The sequence below is a fragment of the Pseudidiomarina salinarum genome (genome assembly GCF_000753715.1).
Lineage (GTDB): Bacteria > Pseudomonadota > Gammaproteobacteria > Enterobacterales > Alteromonadaceae > Pseudidiomarina > Pseudidiomarina salinarum.
In genome coordinates, this window is the sequence record NZ_JPER01000001.1 from 41661 (window position 1) to 61465 (window position 19805).

Annotated in this window: 25 protein-coding genes; 11 read left to right on the forward strand and 14 right to left on the reverse strand. The window is 52.9% G+C overall.

The window, feature by feature from the left end; translation table 11 throughout:
• Window positions 1-105: 105 nt before the first annotated feature.
• Window positions 106-1455 carry a metalloprotease PmbA gene (gene pmbA, locus IDSA_RS00185; RefSeq protein ID WP_034773306.1) on the forward strand — a complete coding sequence of 450 codons (1350 nt, stop codon included), beginning with the start codon at window positions 106-108 and terminating at the stop codon, window positions 1453-1455.
• Window positions 1456-1478: 23 nt separating this feature from the next.
• Here pmbA and mgtE read toward each other — a convergent pair whose 3' ends face one another.
• From mgtE to IDSA_RS00240, 11 genes are all read right to left on the reverse strand, one after another.
• A complete protein-coding gene (gene mgtE, locus IDSA_RS00190; protein ID WP_034773308.1) occupies window positions 1479-2840 on the reverse strand; it encodes a magnesium transporter in 1362 nt (453 codons plus the stop codon).
• 78 nt (window positions 2841-2918) lie between these two features.
• A complete protein-coding gene (locus tag IDSA_RS00195) occupies window positions 2919-3197 on the reverse strand; it encodes an HPr family phosphocarrier protein (RefSeq protein ID WP_034773311.1) in 279 nt (92 codons plus the stop codon).
• The gene (rapZ, locus tag IDSA_RS00200) at window positions 3194-4045 is read right to left on the reverse strand and encodes an RNase adapter RapZ (RefSeq protein WP_034773312.1); all 852 of its coding nucleotides are present in this window, start codon (window positions 4043-4045) and stop codon (window positions 3194-3196) included. Before rapZ ends, IDSA_RS00195 begins: the two co-directional genes overlap by 4 nt.
• 9 nt (window positions 4046-4054) lie before the next feature.
• Window positions 4055-4513 carry a PTS IIA-like nitrogen regulatory protein PtsN gene (ptsN, locus tag IDSA_RS00205; RefSeq protein WP_034773314.1) on the reverse strand — a complete coding sequence of 153 codons (459 nt, stop codon included), beginning with the start codon at window positions 4511-4513 and terminating at the stop codon, window positions 4055-4057.
• A 2-nt stretch (window positions 4514-4515) separates the two neighbouring features.
• Window positions 4516-4803: a ribosome hibernation promoting factor gene (hpf, locus tag IDSA_RS00210; RefSeq protein ID WP_034773317.1), complete on the reverse strand. Its 288-nt coding sequence runs from the start codon at window positions 4801-4803 to the stop codon at window positions 4516-4518.
• Between the two features lie 26 nt (window positions 4804-4829).
• Window positions 4830-6203, reverse strand: coding sequence for an RNA polymerase factor sigma-54 (locus IDSA_RS00215; protein WP_034773321.1), 1374 nt, complete (start codon window positions 6201-6203; stop codon window positions 4830-4832).
• Between the two features lie 32 nt (window positions 6204-6235).
• The gene (gene lptB, locus IDSA_RS00220) at window positions 6236-6961 is read right to left on the reverse strand and encodes an LPS export ABC transporter ATP-binding protein (RefSeq protein WP_034773324.1); all 726 of its coding nucleotides are present in this window, start codon (window positions 6959-6961) and stop codon (window positions 6236-6238) included.
• Window positions 6942-7472, reverse strand: coding sequence for a lipopolysaccharide transport periplasmic protein LptA (lptA, locus tag IDSA_RS00225; RefSeq protein ID WP_034773326.1), 531 nt, complete (start codon window positions 7470-7472; stop codon window positions 6942-6944). The genes lptB and lptA overlap by 20 nt, the downstream gene beginning before the upstream one ends.
• Complete coding sequence (gene lptC, locus IDSA_RS00230; protein ID WP_034773328.1) at window positions 7429-8004, reverse strand: LPS export ABC transporter periplasmic protein LptC; 576 nt, start codon at window positions 8002-8004, stop codon at window positions 7429-7431. The genes lptA and lptC overlap by 44 nt, the downstream gene beginning before the upstream one ends.
• Window positions 8001-8564: a 3-deoxy-manno-octulosonate-8-phosphatase KdsC gene (kdsC, locus tag IDSA_RS00235; protein WP_034773330.1), complete on the reverse strand. Its 564-nt coding sequence runs from the start codon at window positions 8562-8564 to the stop codon at window positions 8001-8003. Before kdsC ends, lptC begins: the two co-directional genes overlap by 4 nt.
• A 2-nt stretch (window positions 8565-8566) precedes the next feature.
• Window positions 8567-9547 carry a KpsF/GutQ family sugar-phosphate isomerase gene (locus IDSA_RS00240; protein ID WP_034773333.1) on the reverse strand — a complete coding sequence of 327 codons (981 nt, stop codon included), beginning with the start codon at window positions 9545-9547 and terminating at the stop codon, window positions 8567-8569.
• Window positions 9548-9735: 188 nt separating this feature from the next.
• On the opposite strand from IDSA_RS00240, the gene IDSA_RS00245 reads away from it, so the two are divergent.
• From IDSA_RS00245 to murA, 7 genes are read left to right on the forward strand one after another with little or no spacing between them, the layout of a single operon-like run.
• Window positions 9736-10572, forward strand: a complete 837-nt coding sequence (locus tag IDSA_RS00245) for an ATP-binding cassette domain-containing protein (protein ID WP_034773335.1) — start codon at window positions 9736-9738, stop codon at window positions 10570-10572.
• Window positions 10565-11341 carry a lipid asymmetry maintenance ABC transporter permease subunit MlaE gene (mlaE, locus tag IDSA_RS00250; RefSeq protein ID WP_034773337.1) on the forward strand — a complete coding sequence of 259 codons (777 nt, stop codon included), beginning with the start codon at window positions 10565-10567 and terminating at the stop codon, window positions 11339-11341. Before IDSA_RS00245 ends, mlaE begins: the two co-directional genes overlap by 8 nt.
• 6 nt (window positions 11342-11347) lie before the next feature.
• Window positions 11348-11815: an outer membrane lipid asymmetry maintenance protein MlaD gene (mlaD, locus tag IDSA_RS00255; protein ID WP_034773340.1), complete on the forward strand. Its 468-nt coding sequence runs from the start codon at window positions 11348-11350 to the stop codon at window positions 11813-11815.
• Window positions 11816-11824: 9 nt separating this feature from the next.
• Entirely contained in the window at window positions 11825-12511 is a 687-nt protein-coding gene (locus tag IDSA_RS00260; protein ID WP_034773342.1) for an MlaC/ttg2D family ABC transporter substrate-binding protein, read from the forward strand.
• Window positions 12508-12813, forward strand: a complete 306-nt coding sequence (locus IDSA_RS00265; protein WP_034773345.1) for an STAS domain-containing protein — start codon at window positions 12508-12510, stop codon at window positions 12811-12813. The genes IDSA_RS00260 and IDSA_RS00265 overlap by 4 nt, the downstream gene beginning before the upstream one ends.
• Before the next feature lie 12 nt (window positions 12814-12825).
• Window positions 12826-13083, forward strand: coding sequence for a BolA family protein (locus IDSA_RS00270; RefSeq protein WP_034773347.1), 258 nt, complete (start codon window positions 12826-12828; stop codon window positions 13081-13083).
• Between the two features lie 54 nt (window positions 13084-13137).
• Window positions 13138-14394: a UDP-N-acetylglucosamine 1-carboxyvinyltransferase gene (gene murA / locus IDSA_RS00275; RefSeq protein ID WP_034773349.1), complete on the forward strand. Its 1257-nt coding sequence runs from the start codon at window positions 13138-13140 to the stop codon at window positions 14392-14394.
• Window positions 14395-14407: 13 nt separating this feature from the next.
• Here murA and IDSA_RS00280 read toward each other — a convergent pair whose 3' ends face one another.
• From IDSA_RS00280 to IDSA_RS00290, 3 genes are all read right to left on the reverse strand, one after another.
• Window positions 14408-15454, reverse strand: coding sequence for a trypsin-like peptidase domain-containing protein (locus IDSA_RS00280; protein WP_034773351.1), 1047 nt, complete (start codon window positions 15452-15454; stop codon window positions 14408-14410).
• 109 nt (window positions 15455-15563) lie between these two features.
• The gene (locus tag IDSA_RS00285; RefSeq protein ID WP_415752589.1) at window positions 15564-16910 is read right to left on the reverse strand and encodes a DegQ family serine endoprotease; all 1347 of its coding nucleotides are present in this window, start codon (window positions 16908-16910) and stop codon (window positions 15564-15566) included.
• Between the two features lie 73 nt (window positions 16911-16983).
• Entirely contained in the window at window positions 16984-17421 is a 438-nt protein-coding gene (locus IDSA_RS00290; RefSeq protein WP_034773357.1) for a Z-ring associated ZapG family protein, read from the reverse strand.
• A 100-nt stretch (window positions 17422-17521) separates the two neighbouring features.
• Here IDSA_RS00290 and zapE point away from each other — a divergent pair, with 100 nt between their 5' ends.
• From zapE to rpsI, 3 genes are all read left to right on the forward strand, one after another.
• The gene (gene zapE, locus IDSA_RS00295; protein WP_198024025.1) at window positions 17522-18619 is read left to right on the forward strand and encodes a cell division protein ZapE; all 1098 of its coding nucleotides are present in this window, start codon (window positions 17522-17524) and stop codon (window positions 18617-18619) included.
• Window positions 18620-18784: 165 nt separating this feature from the next.
• Window positions 18785-19213: a 50S ribosomal protein L13 gene (gene rplM / locus IDSA_RS00300; protein WP_034773359.1), complete on the forward strand. Its 429-nt coding sequence runs from the start codon at window positions 18785-18787 to the stop codon at window positions 19211-19213.
• 17 nt (window positions 19214-19230) lie between these two features.
• A complete protein-coding gene (rpsI, locus tag IDSA_RS00305; protein ID WP_034773361.1) occupies window positions 19231-19623 on the forward strand; it encodes a 30S ribosomal protein S9 in 393 nt (130 codons plus the stop codon).
• Window positions 19624-19805 lie beyond the last annotated feature (182 nt).

Consider the following 19805-nt stretch of genomic DNA (forward strand, 5'->3'; position numbering starts at 1 on the left):
CTTAGCGCTACCGGGCTTCATATGACGATAGTTTAGCAGTGAAGGCGATGAATCAACACTGCTATTCATGTTAAACTTCAGCTTCAGTTTTCGAATACGGAGCCAATGGTGACCCCTGATATAAATGAATTAAACCGCGAGATGAAAGATGTAGAGCAGGCGGTAGCCGAAGCCCTCGACTATGCCGGTAAACTGGGCAGTTCGGCGGTCGAATGTGCCATTAGCCGTAGCCGTGGTATCAACGTCGGTACCCGTTTAGGTGAAGTCGAAACGGTTGAATTTAACCAGGACGGTGCGCTGGGAATTACCCTGTACCGGGGCCAGCATAAAGGCTCGTCATCCACTACCGATCTGACGCCGGCGGCAATTCGCGCCGCGGTCGAAAAAGCAAATGATATCGCCCGCTATACCTCGGCTGATCCCCATGCGGGGCTGGCTCCGGCTGAATTGATGGCAACGGATATCCCCGATCTGGATTTGTGTCATCCGGCCGATCAAAGTGCTGAATTCGCGCTGGAACAGGCGCTTCAGTGCGAGCGCCACGCGCTGAAACAGGATGAGCGCATTGTCAACTCAGACGGTGCCGGCTATAGCAGTCATGTGGGCTACCGGGTCTACGGTAACAGCCACGGCTTTCTGGCTGGTTATCTGCAGTCACGGCATAGTCTGAGCTGTGCACTTATTGCCCGCAGTGGCGAAGCCATGCAACGCGATTACAGCTATACCGTTGGCCGGCGCCGGGAAGAACTATGGACGCCGGAACAGGTTGCGGAAGACGCGGCACAATCAACCCTGGCCCGGCTGGACTCACGGAAAATTGCCACCGCCAAAGTGCCGGTGCTATTTCGCGCTGATGTTGCCAATTCATTGTTCGGTCACTTAGTTAGTGCTATCAGCGGCGGCAACCTCTACCGTAAATCCAGCTTCCTGCTGGATCACCTGGGTAAACAAGTGCTACCAGAATGGCTGACTATCAGTGAACGGCCTCATCTGCGCGGCGGTCTTGCCAGTAGCCCGTTTGATCAGGAAGGTGTTGCCACTCAGGCGCGGGATATCGTTGCCGATGGCGTACTGCAGACCTATCTGCTGACCAGCTACTCGGCGCGCAAAATGGACATGCAACCAACGGGTCACGCCGGCGGCATTCATAACTGGGAAGTCACCCACCAGGATAAGAGCCTGCAGCAGTTGTGCAAAGAAATGGGCACCGGCCTGCTGGTAACCGAACTTATGGGACAAGGCGTGAATATGGTTAACGGAGACTATTCACGCGGCGCTGCCGGCTTCTGGGTGGAGCAGGGTGAAATTCAGTATCCGGTAGAAGAAATCACCATTGCCGGTAACCTGAAAGAGATGCTTTGTAATATCGTCGCCATTGGCAATGACGTGGATTTGCGCCATGGCGTACGAACCGGTTCAGTGCTGGTTGAAAGCCTGCGGATTGCCGGAACCTGAGTTCCCGGCCGCCCGGGCTGGCGCTAAAGTATCAGCAGTGTTGCGGTGCCTAAGAAGGCAAAGATACCGACCACATCAGTGACTGTGGTCAGAATGACCCCGCCCGCGAGGGCCGGGTCAATATTGTAACGTTTCAGAATCAGCGGAATGGTTACGCCGGCCAGACCTGCAGCCAGCAGGTTGGCCATCATCGCGAAGGCGATAATAAAACCAATCAGTAAATCCTGCTTCCACAAGGCCACCACAGCAGCAATCAGAACCGCCCAGATCACGCCGTTTAATGCGCCGATCGCCAGTTCCTTACCGATCAGCCAGCGTTGGTTGCTGGCGCCTATATGGCCAAGCGCCATACCGCGGATAACCAGCGTCAGCGTCTGCGAGCCAGCGATGCCGCCCATACTCGGCACTATGGTATTGAGGATCGCTAGTACCGCCATCTGCGCTAAAATAGGTTCAAACAGGGAGCTCACCATGGCCGCCAGTAGCGCGGTGACCAGATTGACCGCAAGCCAGATGGTTCGCCGGCGGGTACTTTTTAATACCGGCGCAAAAGTATCCTCGTCATCGTCAAGACCGGCCATACTCAACATCGAGTGCTGGGCCTCTTCGCGGATAATATCCACCACGTCATCGATGGTGATCCGGCCCAGCAGCCGGTTCTCGCTGTCGACTACCGGGGCCGAGATCCAGTCCTGGCGTTCGAACAGCTTGGCGACTTCCGTTTCATCCATATCAATCGGAATACCCTGTACGTCCGAAGCCATGACCTCACTGACCAGCCGGGCAGGGTCCACGGTCAATAGCCGGGAGATGCCGATCTCGCCGATGAATTTGTCATCCCGGTTAACCACATAGAGTTTGTCCGTGGCCTCAGGGAGCTCGCCCTTGAGGCGCAGATACCGCAGTACCACATCGATAGTGACATCAGGCCGCAGCGTGATGGTATCGGTGTTCATGATACTACCGGCGGTTTCGTCCTCGTAGGATAAGGCTTGCTCGGCGCGATGGCGGTCTTGCTCGTCCATCGACTTGAGCACTTCCTGATAAACAGGCTCTGGCAGACCACGTAATACGTAGGCCAGGTCGTCGGTGTCCATGCCTTCGGTGGCGGCGGCAAGCTTTTCCGGCGCCATCTGGCGGATAATGGATTTTTGTACTTCTTCGGAGAGTTCTTCGAGGATGTCGCCGTGCTCTTCGGCGTCAACCAGTTGCCACATAATGGCACGCGCCTTGGGCGGCGACGATTCCAATAGCAGGGCGACGTCCCAGGCAGGCAAATTATGCAGATACCGGCGCGCCTGCACATACATGCCGCCCACCAGTGCCTCGGTGACTTCCTGTAAGCGCTGTTCAGCGAATTCTTTGTCGGCGACTTCTGCGAGCATGCTAAAAACTCCTATTGATATGAGGAGTTTATCTTATTTGAAAGAAGGCGTCAGCTAGCAATAACAGGCGAGCGTGGGCTATTGGTCTTCGTCAAAGCGGGCTTCTATCAGTGCGGCGACTGCAGCGACAGCTTCTTCGGCATCGCTACCGGTGGCAATCACATCGATCTGCTTGCCCTGGCCGCTGGCAAGGAGCAGTAAACACATGACACTGGAGGCATCGACTTCGCGGCCGTCCTGAACCACCTGCACCCGGGCGTCGAACTGCTGAGTTAGCTTTGCCAGTTTCGTGGCAGCCCGGGCATGAAGCCCCAACTTATTACGGATAGTTACGCTACGACGGGCGGTATCAGTCATTTGTGTCGGCCTGCTTCACGATGGCGTACCTGCACTTTAAACTGCTGGCCCGAAAAACGTTGGGCAAGTTGTTCAGCAATATAGACCGAGCGGTGCTGGCCACCTGTGCAGCCAATTCCGATGGTAAGGTAACTGCGATTGCTACGCTGAAAATAGGGCAGCCAGGTTTCCAGAAATACTTCCAGCTGATAAACAAACTTAGTTACCAGCGGCTGCTGAGAGAAAAAGTGCTGTACCGCCGGATCAGAGCCAATCAGTGCTTTCAGCTCGGGCTCCCAGTGCGGGTTCGGCAAAATACGCGCATCAAAGGCATAGTCGAGATCGGGCGGCAGGCCATATTTATAGCCAAACGACTGAAATACCACAATCAACCGTGAGGCGGCTTTGCCAAGTACCCGCTCACTGACATACTCGCTGAGCTGATGTACGCTTAGATCACTGCTGTCGATGCGCCAGGTCGCGCGTTCAGCTAGCGGCTCCAGTAAGCGGCTCTCGGCCAGCAGCGCATCCGATAAGGGCAATTCGTTTTTAGAAAGCGGGTGCAGCCGGCGGGTTTCGCCAAACCGCCGCAATAAAATTGCTTCTGAGGAATCAATATAAAGAATTTCGGGTTTAATCTTGTCTGGAAGAAAATCCAGAGCATCGGTCAGGTCATCCTGACGCTCAGGTAAATTACGGACATCAATACTTACAGCAACTTTATCGTATTGGTCAATAACCGCATGAACCAGGGTTGGTAGCAGGGTAATCGGAAGGTTGTCGACGCAGTAAAAGCCTAGATCTTCAAGTACCCGCAGGGCGATGGTTTTGCCTGAACCGGAACGACCGCTGACGATGATAAGCTGCACAGCTACTCCTTAAGCATTATCGCCCTGAGTAAATAGTTTAAACAATTCTTTGTCGCTGTCCGCATCGCGCAATGCCCGGGTACAGCTCTTATCATTCAGGCGTTGGGCAACCGCCGCCAGCGTTTGCAGATGCTCTTCGTGCTCATCTTCAGGTACCAGCAGAGCAAAAATGATATCGACCGGCTGATTATCAATAGCGTCAAAATCCACGGGATCGGCAAGGGTAAGCAATACCGCGACCGGTTTATTGGCGCTGCCCAGCCGGCCGTGCGGAATGGCAACGCCAAGCCCGATACCGGTACTGCCCAGACGTTCCCGGTTCAGCAGGCTTTCAAAAACATCAAAGCTAGTGGTTCCCGACAGGCGGGGCGCGGCCAGCTGGCCGATCAATTCTAAAACTTTCTTCTTGCTTGAGCCGTCGACTGCACGACGCGTGCAGTCGGGGCTTAAGAGCGTGGATAGGTCCATGATTAGTGACGATTTATCTTTTCTTTATGTTTAATAACCTGCCGATCAAGTTTATTAATCAGCGCGTCGATGGCCGCATACATATCTTCCTCCGCAGAGTCAGCGTAAATCTCGCCACCGCTAAGATGCACCGTAGCTTCGGCTTTTTGCACTAACTTTTCAACCTTTAAAATCACATGCACATTGGTAATGTTATCGAAGTGCCGCTCCAGCTTAGCGAATTTTTCATCTACATAGTCGCGCAGGGGGGGGGTAATTTCTACATGATGGCCAGTCAAATTAATCTGCATAGCATCTTCCTTCTGTTGTGCGAGAATCAGATAAGACGTTTGCGCTGACTCGAGGGCGGTATATTGAGAGCCTCCCGATACTTCGCTATCGTCCGTCGTGCCACTTGGATGCCCTGGTCAGCCATCAGCTGAGCGAGCTTACTATCGCTCAGAGGCTTTTTCGGGCTTTCCGCCGTGACCAGCTTCTTCAGCAACGCCCGAATGGCTGTTGACGAACACTCTCCACCATTATCAGTCGCAAGCTGACTGGAGAAGAAGTACTTCAATTCAAACATACCACGGGGCGTGTGCATATACTTTTGTGTGGTTACCCGGGAAATTGTTGATTCATGCATATCGACAGTGTCGGCGATATCGGCAAGCACCATAGGCTTCATGGCTTCGGCGCCATATTCGAAGAATCCCTGCTGGCGCTGAACAATGGCGCTGGCTACCCGCAACAAGGTATCGCTGCGGCTTTCGAGACTGCGAATAAACCATTTCGCTTCCTGCGTTTGCTGTCGAATATACTGCATATCCTCACTTTGGGCTGCGCCGCTACATAACGCGGCATAAGTTTGGTTCACTTTAAGTTTAGGCAAATTTTGCGGATTTAGTTCAACAATCCACCGACCATTTTTTTTCCGTACCAGCACATCGGGGATCACATAGTCATCGGTTTCAGGCCGGAAGCTATCACCGGGGCGTGGATTGAGCTGCTGGATCAGGCCCACCACACTGGTCAACTGATCTTCATTCAGTCTGAGCTTACGGGCCAGGGTACGGTAGTCCCGGCTGCCCAATAATTCCAGATGATCGCTTACGGCGCTGATGGCTTTGTCGCGCCAGAAGGGGTCGATGGCGCCCCGTTCTAACTGAATAAGTAAGCACTCACGAACATTGCGGGCACCGACGCCTAAGGGTTCAAATTGCTGGATGCGTTTTAGCACCACAGCGACTTCGTCGGCCTGAATGTCATCTTCACCCTGCAGTTGTACCGCCTCGAGAATGTCGTCGAGATCACAGGTCAGGTAGCCACTGTCACTGATGCTGTCGATAATGGTGGTGGCAATGAGTTCATCGGTAGGGCTGAAATGAGACAGGCGCATCTGCCAGAACAGGTAGTCCTGCAGGCTTTGTTCGGTGGCTCCCTGATAGATAGTGTTATCGTCGTCAAAACTGCTGGCGCTGGCGCTGCTCAGGGCGGCGGAGCAGGGCGTGTCATCCCAGTCATCTGTGTGTTCGCTGACTTCGCCGGCGGCATCCTCGTCGGCCACTTCCAGCAGCGGGTTTTCATCCAGCGCCTGCTGAATCTCCTGTTGTAACTCCAGCGAAGAAAGCTGCAACAACCGGATAGCCTGCTGCAGCTGTGGAGTCATCGACAACTGCTGACCGAATTTAAGCTGCAAACCTTGTTTCATCAAATCACCTGGCCTGAATGACCCGCATACAGCTACAGGGTGAACTGTTCACCGAGATAGACGTCTTTGACCTGCTGGTTGGACAGAATACTTTGCGCATCTCCGTAAGCAATGAGTTCACCATGGCTGACAATATAAGCCTGCTCACAGACTGACAGGGTTTCGCGCACGTTATGGTCGGTAATCAGAACACCGATGCCGCGTTTACGTAAATGTTCGATAATTTTCTTGATATCAATGACCGAGATCGGGTCGACCCCGGCAAAAGGTTCATCCAGCAGAATAAAAGCTGGCTCCGCCGCCAGCGCTCTGGCAATTTCTACCCGCCGCCGCTCACCGCCGGAAAGGCTCATTCCCAGACTGTTGGCAATGTGGCCGATATGAAACTCTTCGAGCAACTGATCGAGTTTATCTTCGCGGCTGGTTTCGTCGAGTTCTTTGCGGGTTTCCAGAATGGCCATGATATTGTCGCGCACCGTGAGTTTGCGAAATATGGATGACTCCTGCGGCAGGTAGCCGATACCACGCCGTGCCCGCTCATGCATCGGCAGCAAGCTAATGTCGGTGTCATCAAGCAGTATCCGGCCTTTGTCGTTATTTACCAGACCCACGATCATATAAAAGGTTGTGGTTTTGCCGGCACCATTGGGGCCCAGCAAACCGATCACCTGGCCTGATTCGACCGTCAGGCTGACATCTTTGACAACCTGTCGCTTTTTGTAGGATTTTGCCAGATGTTCAGCGGTTAGTCGGCTCATTGTCACTCTTTTTGGGTAGAAAAATCGTCGTTACCCGGTCGCTTTCATCGTCGCCGCGACGGGCACTAAGTTGTTGTGAAGCAAAGTTATAAACAATCTCGTTACCCTGTATCACACTGTTATTCTGCGAGACCTCTACATTCCCTGAGAGGGTCATCGTCTGTTGTTCCTGATCATAGCGAATCCGTTCCGCTTCCGCGGTGATCAGCGAGCCGTCATCGAGTCGCTGCTGATAGGTTGCGGGTGAGCCTGAGGCGATAAAGAGATCATTCATGCCCTCACCATCCCGGCTGACTTCCAGATGATCGGCGTTAATCTCGAGCGTCCCCTGACGGATCTGCACATTGGTGTCGAACACCGCTATTTTATTGGCGATGTCAAAAAAGTCATTTTCTGCATTGATCTCAATCGGCTTGGAAAAGTCTTCTTTACCCTGGGCCGACGCATCGAAAGAAGCCAGCAGGGCACTAATCGTTAAGCTGATTGATACCAGTATAAATCGCTTGTGCATTTTCTTTTATTTCCAGTGTTTGTGCGCGGAGGTTTCCCTGTAACCCTACTCCACGAACAGTGAAATGTTGCCCGAAAATAACCACGGGCATATCAGTTTCCACAGTTTCCTCTGTGGTATCAATGATCAGATAGCTGGTTTCCACGCGCTCCAGAAAATCTGTGGTGGTCAGATTCGTGATCTCGATCCCGCGCTCCAGTACCAGGGTCTGGTCGTCATAAAACGAGCCCTGCTCAGCAATAACCTGCCAGATGCTTTGTTGATCGCGGCTACGTACAGTATAAACCGGATTAGCCAATTCAGTCAGGCTGATGGGGCTATAATGTGTCATGGTATCAGCTGCGATCCGGTGCGCCAACGCGCCGTCTTCGGAGTAGATGCTCAATACCATGCCGGTGGCGGTAAAATCAGGTTCAATTTCGCGAAATGGATCGGTCGCTTCGATCTGCTCCGGATCGGCAAACGGGCGCCAAATCAGTACCGTGCCCAGCACAAACAGAATAGCAAGAAACCAGCCGATATAGCGGTTCATAAGCTGACGCCACCATGCAGTTGCAGATGCCCCTGGCTAAGCAATATCAGGTCAGTCAGTTCGCGGACGGCACCATAGCCGCCTCGTAAACTGGTCACATAATCAGCCTGCTGCTGCACCCAGGGATGGGCATCATTGACTGCGACACCAACCCCGGCGCGCTGAATCATCTGCACATCGGGGACATCATCGCCCATGCAGGCGATCTGTTCATCGGTGAGCTGCAGGTTACGGTTCAGTTCTTCATAGCAGCTTATTTTATCTTCGATGCCCTGATAAATATGATTAACTCCAAGCGCCTGCATGCGCTGCTCAACAATCTCAGAACGTCTGCCTGTTATGACAGCAACCTCAATACGATTGTTCAATAATCCTTTTACGCCAAAACCATCACGGGTATTGAAAGCTTTGAATTCTTCGCCCTGATTGCCAAGGTAAATACGGCCGTCGGAAAATACCCCGTCGACGTCAAAAATAACCAGCTTAATGTTTTGTAGTCTGTCCAGCAGCTGTGCCGGGATTTCACCGTACCAGGTGCTTACAGTGGATGCTGTGGTCATGCTTACATTACTCCTGCTTTCAGCAAGTCGTGCATATTCAGTGCGCCAATCAACTTATTGCGGTCATCGACCACGAACAAGCCGTTGATTTTACGGTCTTCCATAACTTTCAGGCCCTGGGCCGCGAGCACATCGGCCTCGATGGTAACCGGCTTTTTGGTCATCACCTGCGCAATCGCGGTGGCATGTACGTCAATCCGCTGATCGAGAATACGCCGTAAATCGCCGTCAGTGAAAATACCCTGCAGGTCATCGTCGTCATCTACCACCGCGGTCATGCCCAGGCCTTTGCGGGACATTTCCAGCAAGGCTTCGCTGAGGGTGGCGGTGCTTGGTACTTTAGGAACGCGCTCACCACTGTGCATGATGTCATGGATATGCAGCAACAAGCGCCGGCCAAGGCTGCCGCCCGGATGGGACAAGGCAAAATCGTCGGCGGTAAAACCTCGCGCGTGCAGCAAAGCGACTGCCAGGGCATCCCCCATCACCAGAGTAGCTGTAGTGGACGACGTTGGTGCCAGCCCCAGCGGGCAGGCTTCCTGCTCGACGGCAATACAAACATGAACATCAGATAATTCAGCCAGCGTCGACTTCGGGTTACCTGTCATGCTAATCAGCGGTACGCCGCGGCGTTTAATGAGTGGAGCTATGCTCAACACTTCATTGGTTTCGCCGGAATTGGAAATAGCGACCACCACATCCTGGCCGGTGATCATGCCCAGATCGCCGTGACTGGCTTCACCCGGGTGCACGAAAAAAGCCGGCGTGCCGGTTGAGGCAAAGGTGGCGGCAATTTTACCGCCGATATGGCCGGACTTGCCCATGCCGATCACAATGACCCGGCCGGTACAGGCCAGTAAGATCTCACAGGCCCGTTCAAAATGTTCGTCGAGATAGCGTTGCAGACCGATAATGGCAGCGGCCTCAACCTCGATCACCTGCTGCCCCAGACTGCGAAATGAACCGGTTTGCTGATTGCTCATAGCTATGCTGCTCCGCTGCCGTTGTGAATAAGTCGGTATAAAGTCAGATAATACCCGATCGATTTTCGATTTGCAGACGTAAAATGTCTGTAGCACATGATTTGTCACAAATTTTACCGGGCCAGCCTATGGATTACGGCGGCTTTCAGGTAAACTAGCGGGTCTTAAGATTAAGGAACTAGCCAGCCATGACAACTGACAATGCTGACTATTTGGTAGAGATTGATGATATCCACTTTGCCCATGGGCATGGAGCCAATCAGATCTATAGCGGCCTATCACTGAAGATTCCCCGCGGCAAAATCACTGCTGTTATGGGGCCTAGCGGCGTGGGTAAGACCACCTTGCTGCGACTGATCGGTGGCCAACTGAAGCCACAGCAGGGCACCATTCGTTTCGATGGCTATAATATACCCGAGTTATCGCGCAGCGAGCTTTACCGCTTGCGCAAGCGCATGAGTATGTTATTTCAGAGCGGCGCGCTGTTTACCGACATGAACCTGTACGACAATATTGCCTTTCCGATACGGGAACATAGTCAGTTGCCGGAAGAAATCATTGAGACCATCGTACTGATGAAGCTTGAGGCGGTCGGCTTGCGCGGCGCCCGGCACCTGATGCCGGCAGAGTTGTCCGGCGGCATGTCACGGCGCGCGGCACTGGCACGGTCGATCGCGCTGGATCCGGAGCTCATTATGTATGATGAGCCTTTTGCCGGACAGGATCCGATCTCAATGGGCATTATCGTCAAGCTCATTAAGTCGCTGAATGAATCACTGGGGCTGACCAGCGTGGTCGTTACCCATGACATTTCGGAAGTACTGAGCATCGCGGACTATGCTTATATTATTGCCGACGGCAAGGTCGTCGGGCAGGGCTCGCCGGATGAACTGAGAGACTCAGACGATGATCTGGTGCAACAGTTCTTAAAAGGTGAGGCTGACGGTCCAGTCGCCTTCCACTATAAGGGTGTCAGCATGGAAGAAGACATTCTGGGTCAGACAGCAGGAGCAAATCATGCTTGATCATATAGCCGCTTTAGGCCGCTATGTTCTGAACAGCGTTGCCGGCACCGGTGCCTCGCTGATGATGCTGGTGCGCGCCTTATTTGGTAAACCGAATATCCGTAAGTCATGGCCGCTGCTGATGCAGCAAATGTACTCGGTCGGGGTACTGTCGTTACTTATTATTATTATCAGTGGTCTGTTTATCGGCATGGTACTGGGCCTGCAGGGCTATACCATTCTGGTGGATTTCGGCGCCGAGCAGAGCCTGGGGCCTATGGTCGCTTTGTCACTGCTGCGCGAATTGGGTCCGGTGGTTACGGCGCTGCTGTTTGCCGGCCGTGCCGGCTCGTCGCTGACCGCGGAAATTGGTCTGATGAAGGCGACTGAACAGTTGTCGAGCCTGGAAATGATGGCTGTCGACCCGATGCGCCGGGTTATTTCGCCGCGGTTCTGGGCGGGCTTCTACAGCATGCCATTGCTGGCGCTGATTTTTTCAGCCGTGGGTATTTACGGCGGCTATCTGGTCGGTGTGCGCTGGCTTGGCGTCGACGAAGGTGCCTTCTGGTCGGTTATGCAGTCCAGCGTTGACTGGTCTGAAGATATTCTGAACGGGATTATCAAGAGCGTCGTCTTTGCTTTTGTCGTCACCTGGATTGCCTTGCATAAAGGTTACAGTTGCACACCAACCTCGGTCGGTATCAGCCGCGCCACCACATCGACAGTGGTGACCGCATCACTGGCTGTGCTGGGTCTGGATTTTGTTCTTACAGCATTAATGTTTGGGTAACTCACTATGGAATCAAGAAACGTACAACTTGCAGTAGGCGCCTTTGTCATTATTGGCTTCATTGCTCTGGTATTTCTCGCGCTGCAGGCCGCCAATATGGGCGGGGCTACCGCTGGTGAAACCTATAAGCTCTATGCCAAATTTGACAATATTGGCGGCTTAAAAGAACGCTCGCCGGTTAAAGTTGGTGGGGTGGTCGTTGGCCGGGTGAGTAAAATCACTTTGTCCGGCGAATACTACGAACCGCTGGTAGAAATGCAAATTAGCAAAAAATATGATGAATTTCCTAACACATCGTCGGTCTCAGTACTGACATCCGGATTACTCGGTGAGCAATATCTGGGGCTGAACCCCGGATTTGTTGACGATACCGTCGAAATGCTCGATGAAGGCGATCATATCCAGGATACGAAATCAGCACTGGTGCTGGAAGATTTAATCGGTCAGTTCCTGTTTAGTCAGGGTAATGATTAAGGAGCCATTATGAAAAATTGGATCAGCCTGCTGGTAGTTGCAGTGCTTGCGATGACTACGATGGCGACAGCCCGGGCCGAAATTGTCCGGGAAGAAAACCCTTATTTTCTGCTGGAAAAAGTCGCCAAGAATACTTTTGAGCGGATCGAAGCTGACCGCGAGAAGATTGACAAAGATCTTGATTACCTGCGGGTAATCATCCGGGAAGAGTTACTGCCTTATGTGGACAATGTCTACGCCGCTAAACGTGTGCTTGGTCGCAATCTCAAAGATACCACCGAAGAGCAGCGGCAGGAGTTTTACAATGTGTTTCGCGATTATCTGATCGCTACTTATGGTCGCGCCTTTACGCGCTATGATGAAGACAAACATACCGTTGAGTTTGGTGATGCGCGTCGCTTTGAGGGCGACAGCAAGATGGTGGAAGTTAAAACCCGTCTGATCGAGCAAGGCCGGGAGCCCATCCGCATTGAATTTAAAATGCGTTATGACGACGATGAGAACCTCTGGAAGGCCTACGACATGGTGGTAGAAGGCGTCAGCCTGCTGAGCAGCAAGCAAGCAGAGATTTCGTCCGTGATCCGAAGTCGTGGTATTGACGGCACCATTGAACTGTTACGTGAGAAAGCTAACGAACCTATGCAGCCATACGAAGAAGGTGCAGGGGATCTGAAAACGGATAGTAGTTCGTCATGAGTAAGCCGGAGATTAACTGGCAGACCAGCGACGATGCCTTAGTTCTGTCCGGCGTACTAAACCGTGATACCGTGCCGGGTTTATGGGCGTCACGAGCGGACTGGTTATCGGCAGACGACGCATTGGTGGTCGACCTGTCTGGTCTCGACCATGTTGACTCGGCTGGTGTGGCCATGCTCTTGCAGACCAAGCGGCAACTGATGCAAAAGGACCGGAAACTTGAGCTTAAAAGCCCAAGCGAGCAACTCCGGGCTATTGCCGATGTCAGTGGCGCGACCGAGCTGCTGAATTTTTCTGAATAAAATGGTTGGGATATGACTTCTGAAGAGATCGAACAACTAGTGCAAGATTCCCTTGATTTAGCTGAGGTTCGCGTCAGCCTGGAAGGCGGCCATGCGTCTGTTATCGCAGTCAGTGAGCGCTTTGCCGATATGAGCAGAGTCAAGAAGCAACAACTTGTCTACGGGCCGTTAAAGCCCATGATTACCAGCGGTGAACTTCATGCCGTATCGATTAAGACCTACACGCCGGTCGAGTGGCAGCGGCAGAAAAAGCTGGGTATGTTAAGCTAACCATCAAGCCGATAAGTAGTACTATCTCCTTCAATAAATAACAACGAGTTACGCATGCAAAAACTGGTCATCAAAGGCGGTAATAAGCTTCGGGGTGAAGTCACAATATCCGGCGCAAAAAACGCCGCCCTGCCTATTTTGATGGGCGCTATTCTGCCGCAAAATGATGTCATTGTTGATAACGTGCCTGCGTTACAGGATGTTCGTACTACCCTCAAATTGCTCGCTGAACTTGGCGTCACCTCCGAACAACTGGATAGCAACAGCTACCGTATTCAGCCGCAGGGACTGCATCATCATATTGCCAGCTACGAGCTGGTTAAAACCATGCGCGCTTCGATTCTGGTGCTGGGTCCGTTGCTGGCGCGTTACGGAAAAGCGCAGGTTTCCCTGCCCGGAGGTTGCGCCATTGGCGCCCGCCCGGTAAATCTGCACATTGAAGGGCTGCGCCAGATGGGCGCCCAGATCACTGTGGAAAACGGCTATATTAATGCCGAGGTGAACGGCCGCCTGAAAGGCACGCATATCCTGATGGATATGGTGAGCGTTACCGGTACCGAGAATCTGATGGCGGCGGCGACCCTGGCTGATGGCATAACCGTTATTGAAAATGCTGCCCGTGAACCCGAAGTGGTTGACCTGGCGAGATTTCTGAATGCCATGGGCGCAGATGTACGCGGCGCTGGCAGTGACAAAATTGAAATCCATGGCGTTGAGACCTTACAAGGTGGGCGTTACCGGGTGCAGCCCGACCGCATTGAAACCGGTACCTTTCTGGTCGCGGCCCTGGCTACCGGCGGTGATGTGACGTGCCGCGAAACTGATCCGGCAATGCTTGATGCGGTGCTGAAAAAACTTACGGAAGCCGGGGCCAGCATCACCCGCGGCGATGACTGGATCCGTCTGCAGGCCAATGGCCGGCCTCGCCCGGTTAACGTGATTACTGCACCGCACCCGGCTTTTCCCACGGATATGCAGGCACAGTTCTGCGCCTTGAATGCCATCGCTGATGGTACTGGCTGGATCCGTGAAACCATCTTTGAAAATCGCTTTATGCATGTGCCCGAATTGCATCGCATGGGCGCTTTGATCGAACTGGAAGGCAATACGGCAATTTGCAAAGGTGTGAAGCAACTGACGGGTGCACAGGTGATGTGTACCGACTTGCGTGCGTCCGCGTCGCTGGTGATCGCGGGGCTGGTTGCTGCTGGTGAAACAACCATTGAGCGGATTTATCATATCGATCGTGGTTACGAACGGATTGAGCAGAAGCTTCGCGACTTAGGCGCTGATATTACCCGCGTCGGCTAGCCAGGCTGGCTGTTCATGGCAGCTTGTCAATAGTCACTGTGGTAGTGAGTTCCTGCGAGTCCCGGAAAAACCGGATTTCCAGCTCAGTACCCGGCCGGGTTTCAGCCACCAGCGACAAACCTTCCGCCGCCGACGATACCGGCTGACCGCCAATTTCAATAATATAATCATCTGCCTGCAGCCCGGCTTCTTCTGCCGGGCTATTGTTATCCACGGCCGAAATAAATATGCCAGGTTGCTGATAGGGATTGGCATTCGGGCCGTCGCTGACATTAATCCCCAGATAACCCCGTACTACTTCGCCTTCACGAATCAGGGTGTCCATGATGCGTTTGGCCAGTGGGTAGGGCACGGCAAAATAAATGCCTTCCACACCCTGGCCCGACGGACCGCGGAACTGGGCATTATTGATGCCAATGAGAAAACCCTCGCTGTTGACCAGCGCACCGCCTGAGGCCCCTTCATTAATGACCGCATCCATTTGGATTAAATCGGCATGGGAGTGAATAACGCCCATGCGTCCGCCGGTCGCACTGACAATACCCTGAGTGATGGTCTGACCGAGGTTCAGTGGATTGCCAATAGCTAATACTACGTCCCCGGCGCGGGTCCGCATGTCGTTATTTTGTGGGATAACCGGCAGGTTTGTCGCTTCAATACGCACCACGGCGAGGTCAGTAACCCGGTCATGGCCGATCACTTGTCCGCTGTACTGACGGCCATCCTGCAGGGCTACCTGAATCTGGCTGACATCTGAAACCACATGATAGGCCGTAAGAATATGCCCGTTGTTGTCCATGATAACGCCGGAGCCGAGCCGGAATACCGAACTCGGGCGCCGTGAGTAATAGGAACCGCGTGCTTCGCCGATACTGTAGATGTTGACTACTGCAGGTGCCGCCCGGTTAACTGCTGTCGCGAAACTGACAGGTTCATCCGGGCTCATGGCGGGAAAGTTAAGAAAGTTAATACGTGGCAATACCCAGATAACGATAGCAGCAACAATCAGCCCCAGCAGCGCTGAGCGGACGATAAACCAGAACCAGCTGCGCATTGTCATGAGTATTCCGTTAATGAGTTGATTTAAGAATAGGTTAAAGCATATCACCGATTAAAAAAAGAAGGCAGCCCTTGGGCTGCCTTTGTACGGTATCGTCGGCCGGGCTAAATTAATTGCCCCGCAATACCAGATACAGGGATGAATTACCGCGGCGGATATTCAGTGCAATAACATTGCCGGCGTTATCCAGTGCCTGGCGCAGCTCGGTCAAATTATTTACCGGCTGGCGGTTAACCGCAAGGATGACATCCTCCTGCCGCAGGCCGTAACGGGCTGCTATGGAGTTTTCTTCCAATTCCGCGATAACGACACCACCACCTTCATCAACGGCCAGTGTTGCGCCGCTGAGGGCCGGGTGCAGCTCTTCCGCGGTCACAGCAGTTTCCATTTCTGACAGGGTGACTTCAAAGTCCCGTTCTTTGCCATCGCGTAGCACCGTCAGCTCAATTTCCTTGCCGGCACCAATGGAGCCGACGCGCGCGCCAAGGTCAGCAAAGGTGCGGATGGGGCGGCCATCAACAGCAATAATCACATCGCCGGATTTAAGGCCGGCTTCAGCGGCGGCGCCTTCAGGAATAACTTCAGCAATAAAGGCACCCTGATTTACATCCAGATCCAGTGCCTGGGCGATTTCGTGGGTCAGATCGTTACCACGTACGCCCAGCACGCCCCGGCGAACCTCGCCGAACTCAACCAGTTGCTGAACCAGCGCTTTCATCATGTCGGACGGAATCGCAAAGCCGATACCAATGTTGCCGCCGGTCGGCCCCAGAATAGCGGTGTTAATACCAATTAACTCGCCTTTCAGGGTCACCAGCGCGCCCCCTGAGTTGCCGCTGTTAATGGCGGCGTCGGTCTGAATGAAGTTCTCAACCTCTTCGATACCCAGCCCACTGCGGTCAAGCGCACTGACGATACCTGAGGTCACCGTCTGGCCGAGGCCGAAGGGGTTGCCGATAGCAACGACAAAATCACCAACTCGCAACGCATCAGAGCTGCCAATTTCGATTTCCGTCAGGTTGCTGCCGTTTTCAATTTTTAGCAGGGCGATATCGGAGCGGTCATCAGTGCCCAGTACTTTGGCGTCGAACTGACGGCCGTCTTTAAGGGTCACGACAATTTCTGTGGCATCATCAATAACGTGGTTATTGGTCACGACATAGCCGTTGTCAGCATCAATGATGACGCCGGAACCAAGGCCCTGAAAAGGTCGTTCCTGAACTTGCTCACGGGGGCCATTCTGGCCAAAGAAGTAGCGGAACATGTCGGGCACACGCTGACGAACTTCGCGTTTACCTTTCACGGATATATTGACTACTGCGGGGGTTACCTCTTCCAGCATCGGCGCCAGAGTCGGGGTTTCATCTTTGTCGGAAAAGAACGGAATACTGGCACCGACCGGGGCTGTTGAGACCAGGCTGCAAAGTGCGAGTACCGCAATGAACTTCATTCTCATAGGGGCTTTCTCCTTTAGGTCACATGTGCTGTATAGACCGACCCCTAAGTAATAGGTTCACCCCGGAGATGTTTCAAGATGTTTTTTTGCTGCCTTTTTTGAACAGACCGCTTTTGGTATCGGAATAGTCACGAATAGGGGCATCCGTGGTGTCCTGACCGGGGCGTTTGCGATCATCATTGATTTTATTTGCCATCCGCAGCTGGCGCATAGTGTCTTCAGCAAAAAATGGCAGGCTGGGCTGACTCTGTTCGCGTTCCAGAATGTCCTGGCTGTTGTGCAGGTAGGCCTTCAGCTTGTCCTGGGTTTGTTCCAGTTGCTCTACCAGCGCCGAAGCGGTAGCGAAATGCTCCACCACTTCACGCTGATAAGCCGCCAGCTGCTCGCGGCTCTGGGTGACTTCCTCAGTTAAACGGGCTTCATCGGAGTGCTCATGTAACCAGTACCGGGCGACGAAAACTCCGATCACCGCACCGACCGCAACCAGTAAAATGCCAATGATCCAGCTCATAAAAACTCCTTAAAAACGCATGTCACATGATAAACTCTATGCCTATAGCATAATCTATTACAGGGTGTGAGTGGTAGTGACAACGACAAACATAACCCCAATGAGCAAGTATGAAACCGATCTGGCCAGCGGCGGCTTTGTCGAAGACAAGGCGCAGCGGCGGGCGGTAGAAGCATTGCAGCGTCTTTATGACGAGTTAATTGATTATCGGCGGCAGCAGCAGAAATCAGGTATCAGCGCCTGGCTCGGGAAACTGATCGGAAAACCTGCTGAACCACCCAAAGGCCTGTATCTCTGGGGCGGAGTGGGCCGTGGTAAAACCTATCTGGTGGATACGTTTTTCGACACGTTGCCGTTTGAACAGAAGCTGCGGGTGCACTTTCACCGGTTTATGCAGCGGGTACACGAAGAGCTGGAGCAACTGAAAGGGCGCAGCGATCCTTTACCCATCATCGCGGATAAGCTGGCCCTTGAAGCGCAGGTCGTTTGTTTTGATGAATTCTTTGTGCAGGATATTACCGATGCCATGTTGCTCGGCACCCTGATGCAGGAACTGTTTAAGCGCCATGTGGTACTGGTGGCCACCTCCAATATTGTCCCTGATGAACTTTATCGCAATGGCCTGCAGCGGCAGCGCTTTCTGCCAGCCATTGAACTGATTAAAGCCAACTGTGAGGTGCTGAATGTGGACAATGGCGTGGACTATCGCCTGCGCACCCTGAGCCGGGCGGAAATCTATCATTCGCCACTGGATGAGGAAGCCGATGCCAATCTGCAGCGCTATTTCGCGGATCTGGCTCCGGACCACTGCAGCCGGAATACCAACAGCACCATCCGGGTACAGGGGCGTGATATTAACGTCAGGCTGGAGTGTGATGATGTGGTTCTGTTTGCCTTTGCGGCAATTTGCGGCGGACCCCGCTCGCAAAATGACTATATTGAGCTGGCCCGGCTCTATCATGCGGTGCTGATCAGTGATGTGCCGCAGCTCGGCGGACACATGGACGATGCCGCGCGCCGCTTTATTGCGCTGGTGGATGAGTTTTACGAGCGCCGGGTGAAACTGATACTTTCGGCGGCGGCTCCCCTTGAGGAACTCTACACCGACGGCCGGCTGAACTTCGAATTCCAGCGCTGTATCAGCCGCTTACAGGAGATGCAAAGCCATGATTACCTGGCTTTGCCACACAAACCCTGAAGCCCTGCGAATAACCTGCAAGAGCAGTTGATCATGTAGGTGCTTTTCCGTATAATCCGCGCCAGCCCACGTTACAGGTACAACTAACCGCGTGTGCGGTTTTGTTGTGGTTCGCGGGGAAGCCCGGAACTACTGTCGTGAACCTTTAATACAGAGTACGTTTCAATGAAAACATTTGTAGCAAAACCAGAAACCGTCCAACGTGACTGGTACGTCGTTGACGCTGAAGGCAAAACTTTAGGTCGTCTGGCCACTGAAATTGCCACCCGTCTGCGCGGAAAGCATAAGCCTGAATATACTCCGCACGTTGATACCGGCGATTACATCGTCGTCATTAACGCTGAGAAAGTGACTGTTACAGGTCGCAAGGCACAGAATAAGATTTATTATTCACACTCTGGGTATCCAGGTGGTATCAAGGACATCACTTTTGAAAAGTTGATTGCCAAGGCACCGGAAATGGTCATTCAGAAAGCGGTGAAGGGTATGTTGCCTCGTGGTCCACTTGGTCGTGCCATGTTCCGTAAACTGAAAGTATATGCAGGCGCAGAGCACAACCATATTGCTCAGCAGCCTAAACAACTTGAAATTTAAGACGGAGCATTAAGAAAATGGCAGAGAATCAATACTACGGTACTGGTCGTCGCAAAAGCTCTACTGCACGCGTATTTCTGCGTCCGGGCAAAGGCACCATTACTGTTAACCAGCGTACCTTAGAAGAATATTTCGGTCGTGATACCGCTCGTATGGTTGTTCGTCAACCGTTAGAGCTGGTCGATATGATTGAAAAATTTGATTTATACATCACTGTTGCAGGCGGTGGTTCAAGTGGTCAGGCGGGCGCAATCCGTCACGGTATCACTCGTGCCCTGATGCAATATGACGAAACTCTGCGTGGCGATTTACGCCGTGCCGGTTACGTTACCCGTGATGCACGTGAAGTCGAGCGTAAGAAAGTCGGCTTGCACAAAGCACGTAAGCGTCCTCAGTTCTCGAAGCGTTAATTTCGCTACGTACTGGATACGTCCTACATTGAAAAAACCCGGCCCTGGTGCCGGGTTTTTTGTGTTAATCCTTGTAAAAATCAGGGTATTTCTTTATCATCTGAAAGCGATTTTTTTGCGATTCGCTGATACGCTTGCGTGTAGCGGATCTTACGCAGCAGCTAATTACTGACTTCATGACA

Coding starts and splice junctions, on each gene's coding strand:
- pmbA (WP_034773306.1), top strand. CDS start 106: ATGGTGACCCCTGATATAAATGAATTAAACCGCGAGATGAAAGATGTA.
- mgtE (WP_034773308.1), bottom strand. CDS start 2,840: ATGCTCGCAGAAGTCGCCGACAAAGAATTCGCTGAACAGCGCTTACAG.
- IDSA_RS00195 (WP_034773311.1), bottom strand. CDS start 3,197: ATGACTGATACCGCCCGTCGTAGCGTAACTATCCGTAATAAGTTGGGG.
- ptsN (WP_034773314.1), bottom strand. CDS start 4,513: ATGGACCTATCCACGCTCTTAAGCCCCGACTGCACGCGTCGTGCAGTC.
- hpf (WP_034773317.1), bottom strand. CDS start 4,803: ATGCAGATTAATTTGACTGGCCATCATGTAGAAATTACCCCCCCCCTG.
- IDSA_RS00215 (WP_034773321.1), bottom strand. CDS start 6,203: ATGAAACAAGGTTTGCAGCTTAAATTCGGTCAGCAGTTGTCGATGACT.
- lptB (WP_034773324.1), bottom strand. CDS start 6,961: ATGAGCCGACTAACCGCTGAACATCTGGCAAAATCCTACAAAAAGCGA.
- lptA (WP_034773326.1), bottom strand. CDS start 7,472: ATGCACAAGCGATTTATACTGGTATCAATCAGCTTAACGATTAGTGCC.
- lptC (WP_034773328.1), bottom strand. CDS start 8,004: ATGAACCGCTATATCGGCTGGTTTCTTGCTATTCTGTTTGTGCTGGGC.
- kdsC (WP_034773330.1), bottom strand. CDS start 8,564: ATGACCACAGCATCCACTGTAAGCACCTGGTACGGTGAAATCCCGGCA.
- IDSA_RS00240 (WP_034773333.1), bottom strand. CDS start 9,547: ATGAGCAATCAGCAAACCGGTTCATTTCGCAGTCTGGGGCAGCAGGTG.
- IDSA_RS00245 (WP_034773335.1), top strand. CDS start 9,736: ATGACAACTGACAATGCTGACTATTTGGTAGAGATTGATGATATCCAC.
- mlaE (WP_034773337.1), top strand. CDS start 10,565: ATGCTTGATCATATAGCCGCTTTAGGCCGCTATGTTCTGAACAGCGTT.
- mlaD (WP_034773340.1), top strand. CDS start 11,348: ATGGAATCAAGAAACGTACAACTTGCAGTAGGCGCCTTTGTCATTATT.
- IDSA_RS00260 (WP_034773342.1), top strand. CDS start 11,825: ATGAAAAATTGGATCAGCCTGCTGGTAGTTGCAGTGCTTGCGATGACT.
- IDSA_RS00265 (WP_034773345.1), top strand. CDS start 12,508: ATGAGTAAGCCGGAGATTAACTGGCAGACCAGCGACGATGCCTTAGTT.
- IDSA_RS00270 (WP_034773347.1), top strand. CDS start 12,826: ATGACTTCTGAAGAGATCGAACAACTAGTGCAAGATTCCCTTGATTTA.
- murA (WP_034773349.1), top strand. CDS start 13,138: ATGCAAAAACTGGTCATCAAAGGCGGTAATAAGCTTCGGGGTGAAGTC.
- IDSA_RS00280 (WP_034773351.1), bottom strand. CDS start 15,454: ATGACAATGCGCAGCTGGTTCTGGTTTATCGTCCGCTCAGCGCTGCTG.
- IDSA_RS00285 (WP_415752589.1), bottom strand. CDS start 16,910: ATGAGAATGAAGTTCATTGCGGTACTCGCACTTTGCAGCCTGGTCTCA.
- IDSA_RS00290 (WP_034773357.1), bottom strand. CDS start 17,421: ATGAGCTGGATCATTGGCATTTTACTGGTTGCGGTCGGTGCGGTGATC.
- zapE (WP_198024025.1), top strand. CDS start 17,522: ATGAGCAAGTATGAAACCGATCTGGCCAGCGGCGGCTTTGTCGAAGAC.
- rplM (WP_034773359.1), top strand. CDS start 18,785: ATGAAAACATTTGTAGCAAAACCAGAAACCGTCCAACGTGACTGGTAC.
- rpsI (WP_034773361.1), top strand. CDS start 19,231: ATGGCAGAGAATCAATACTACGGTACTGGTCGTCGCAAAAGCTCTACT.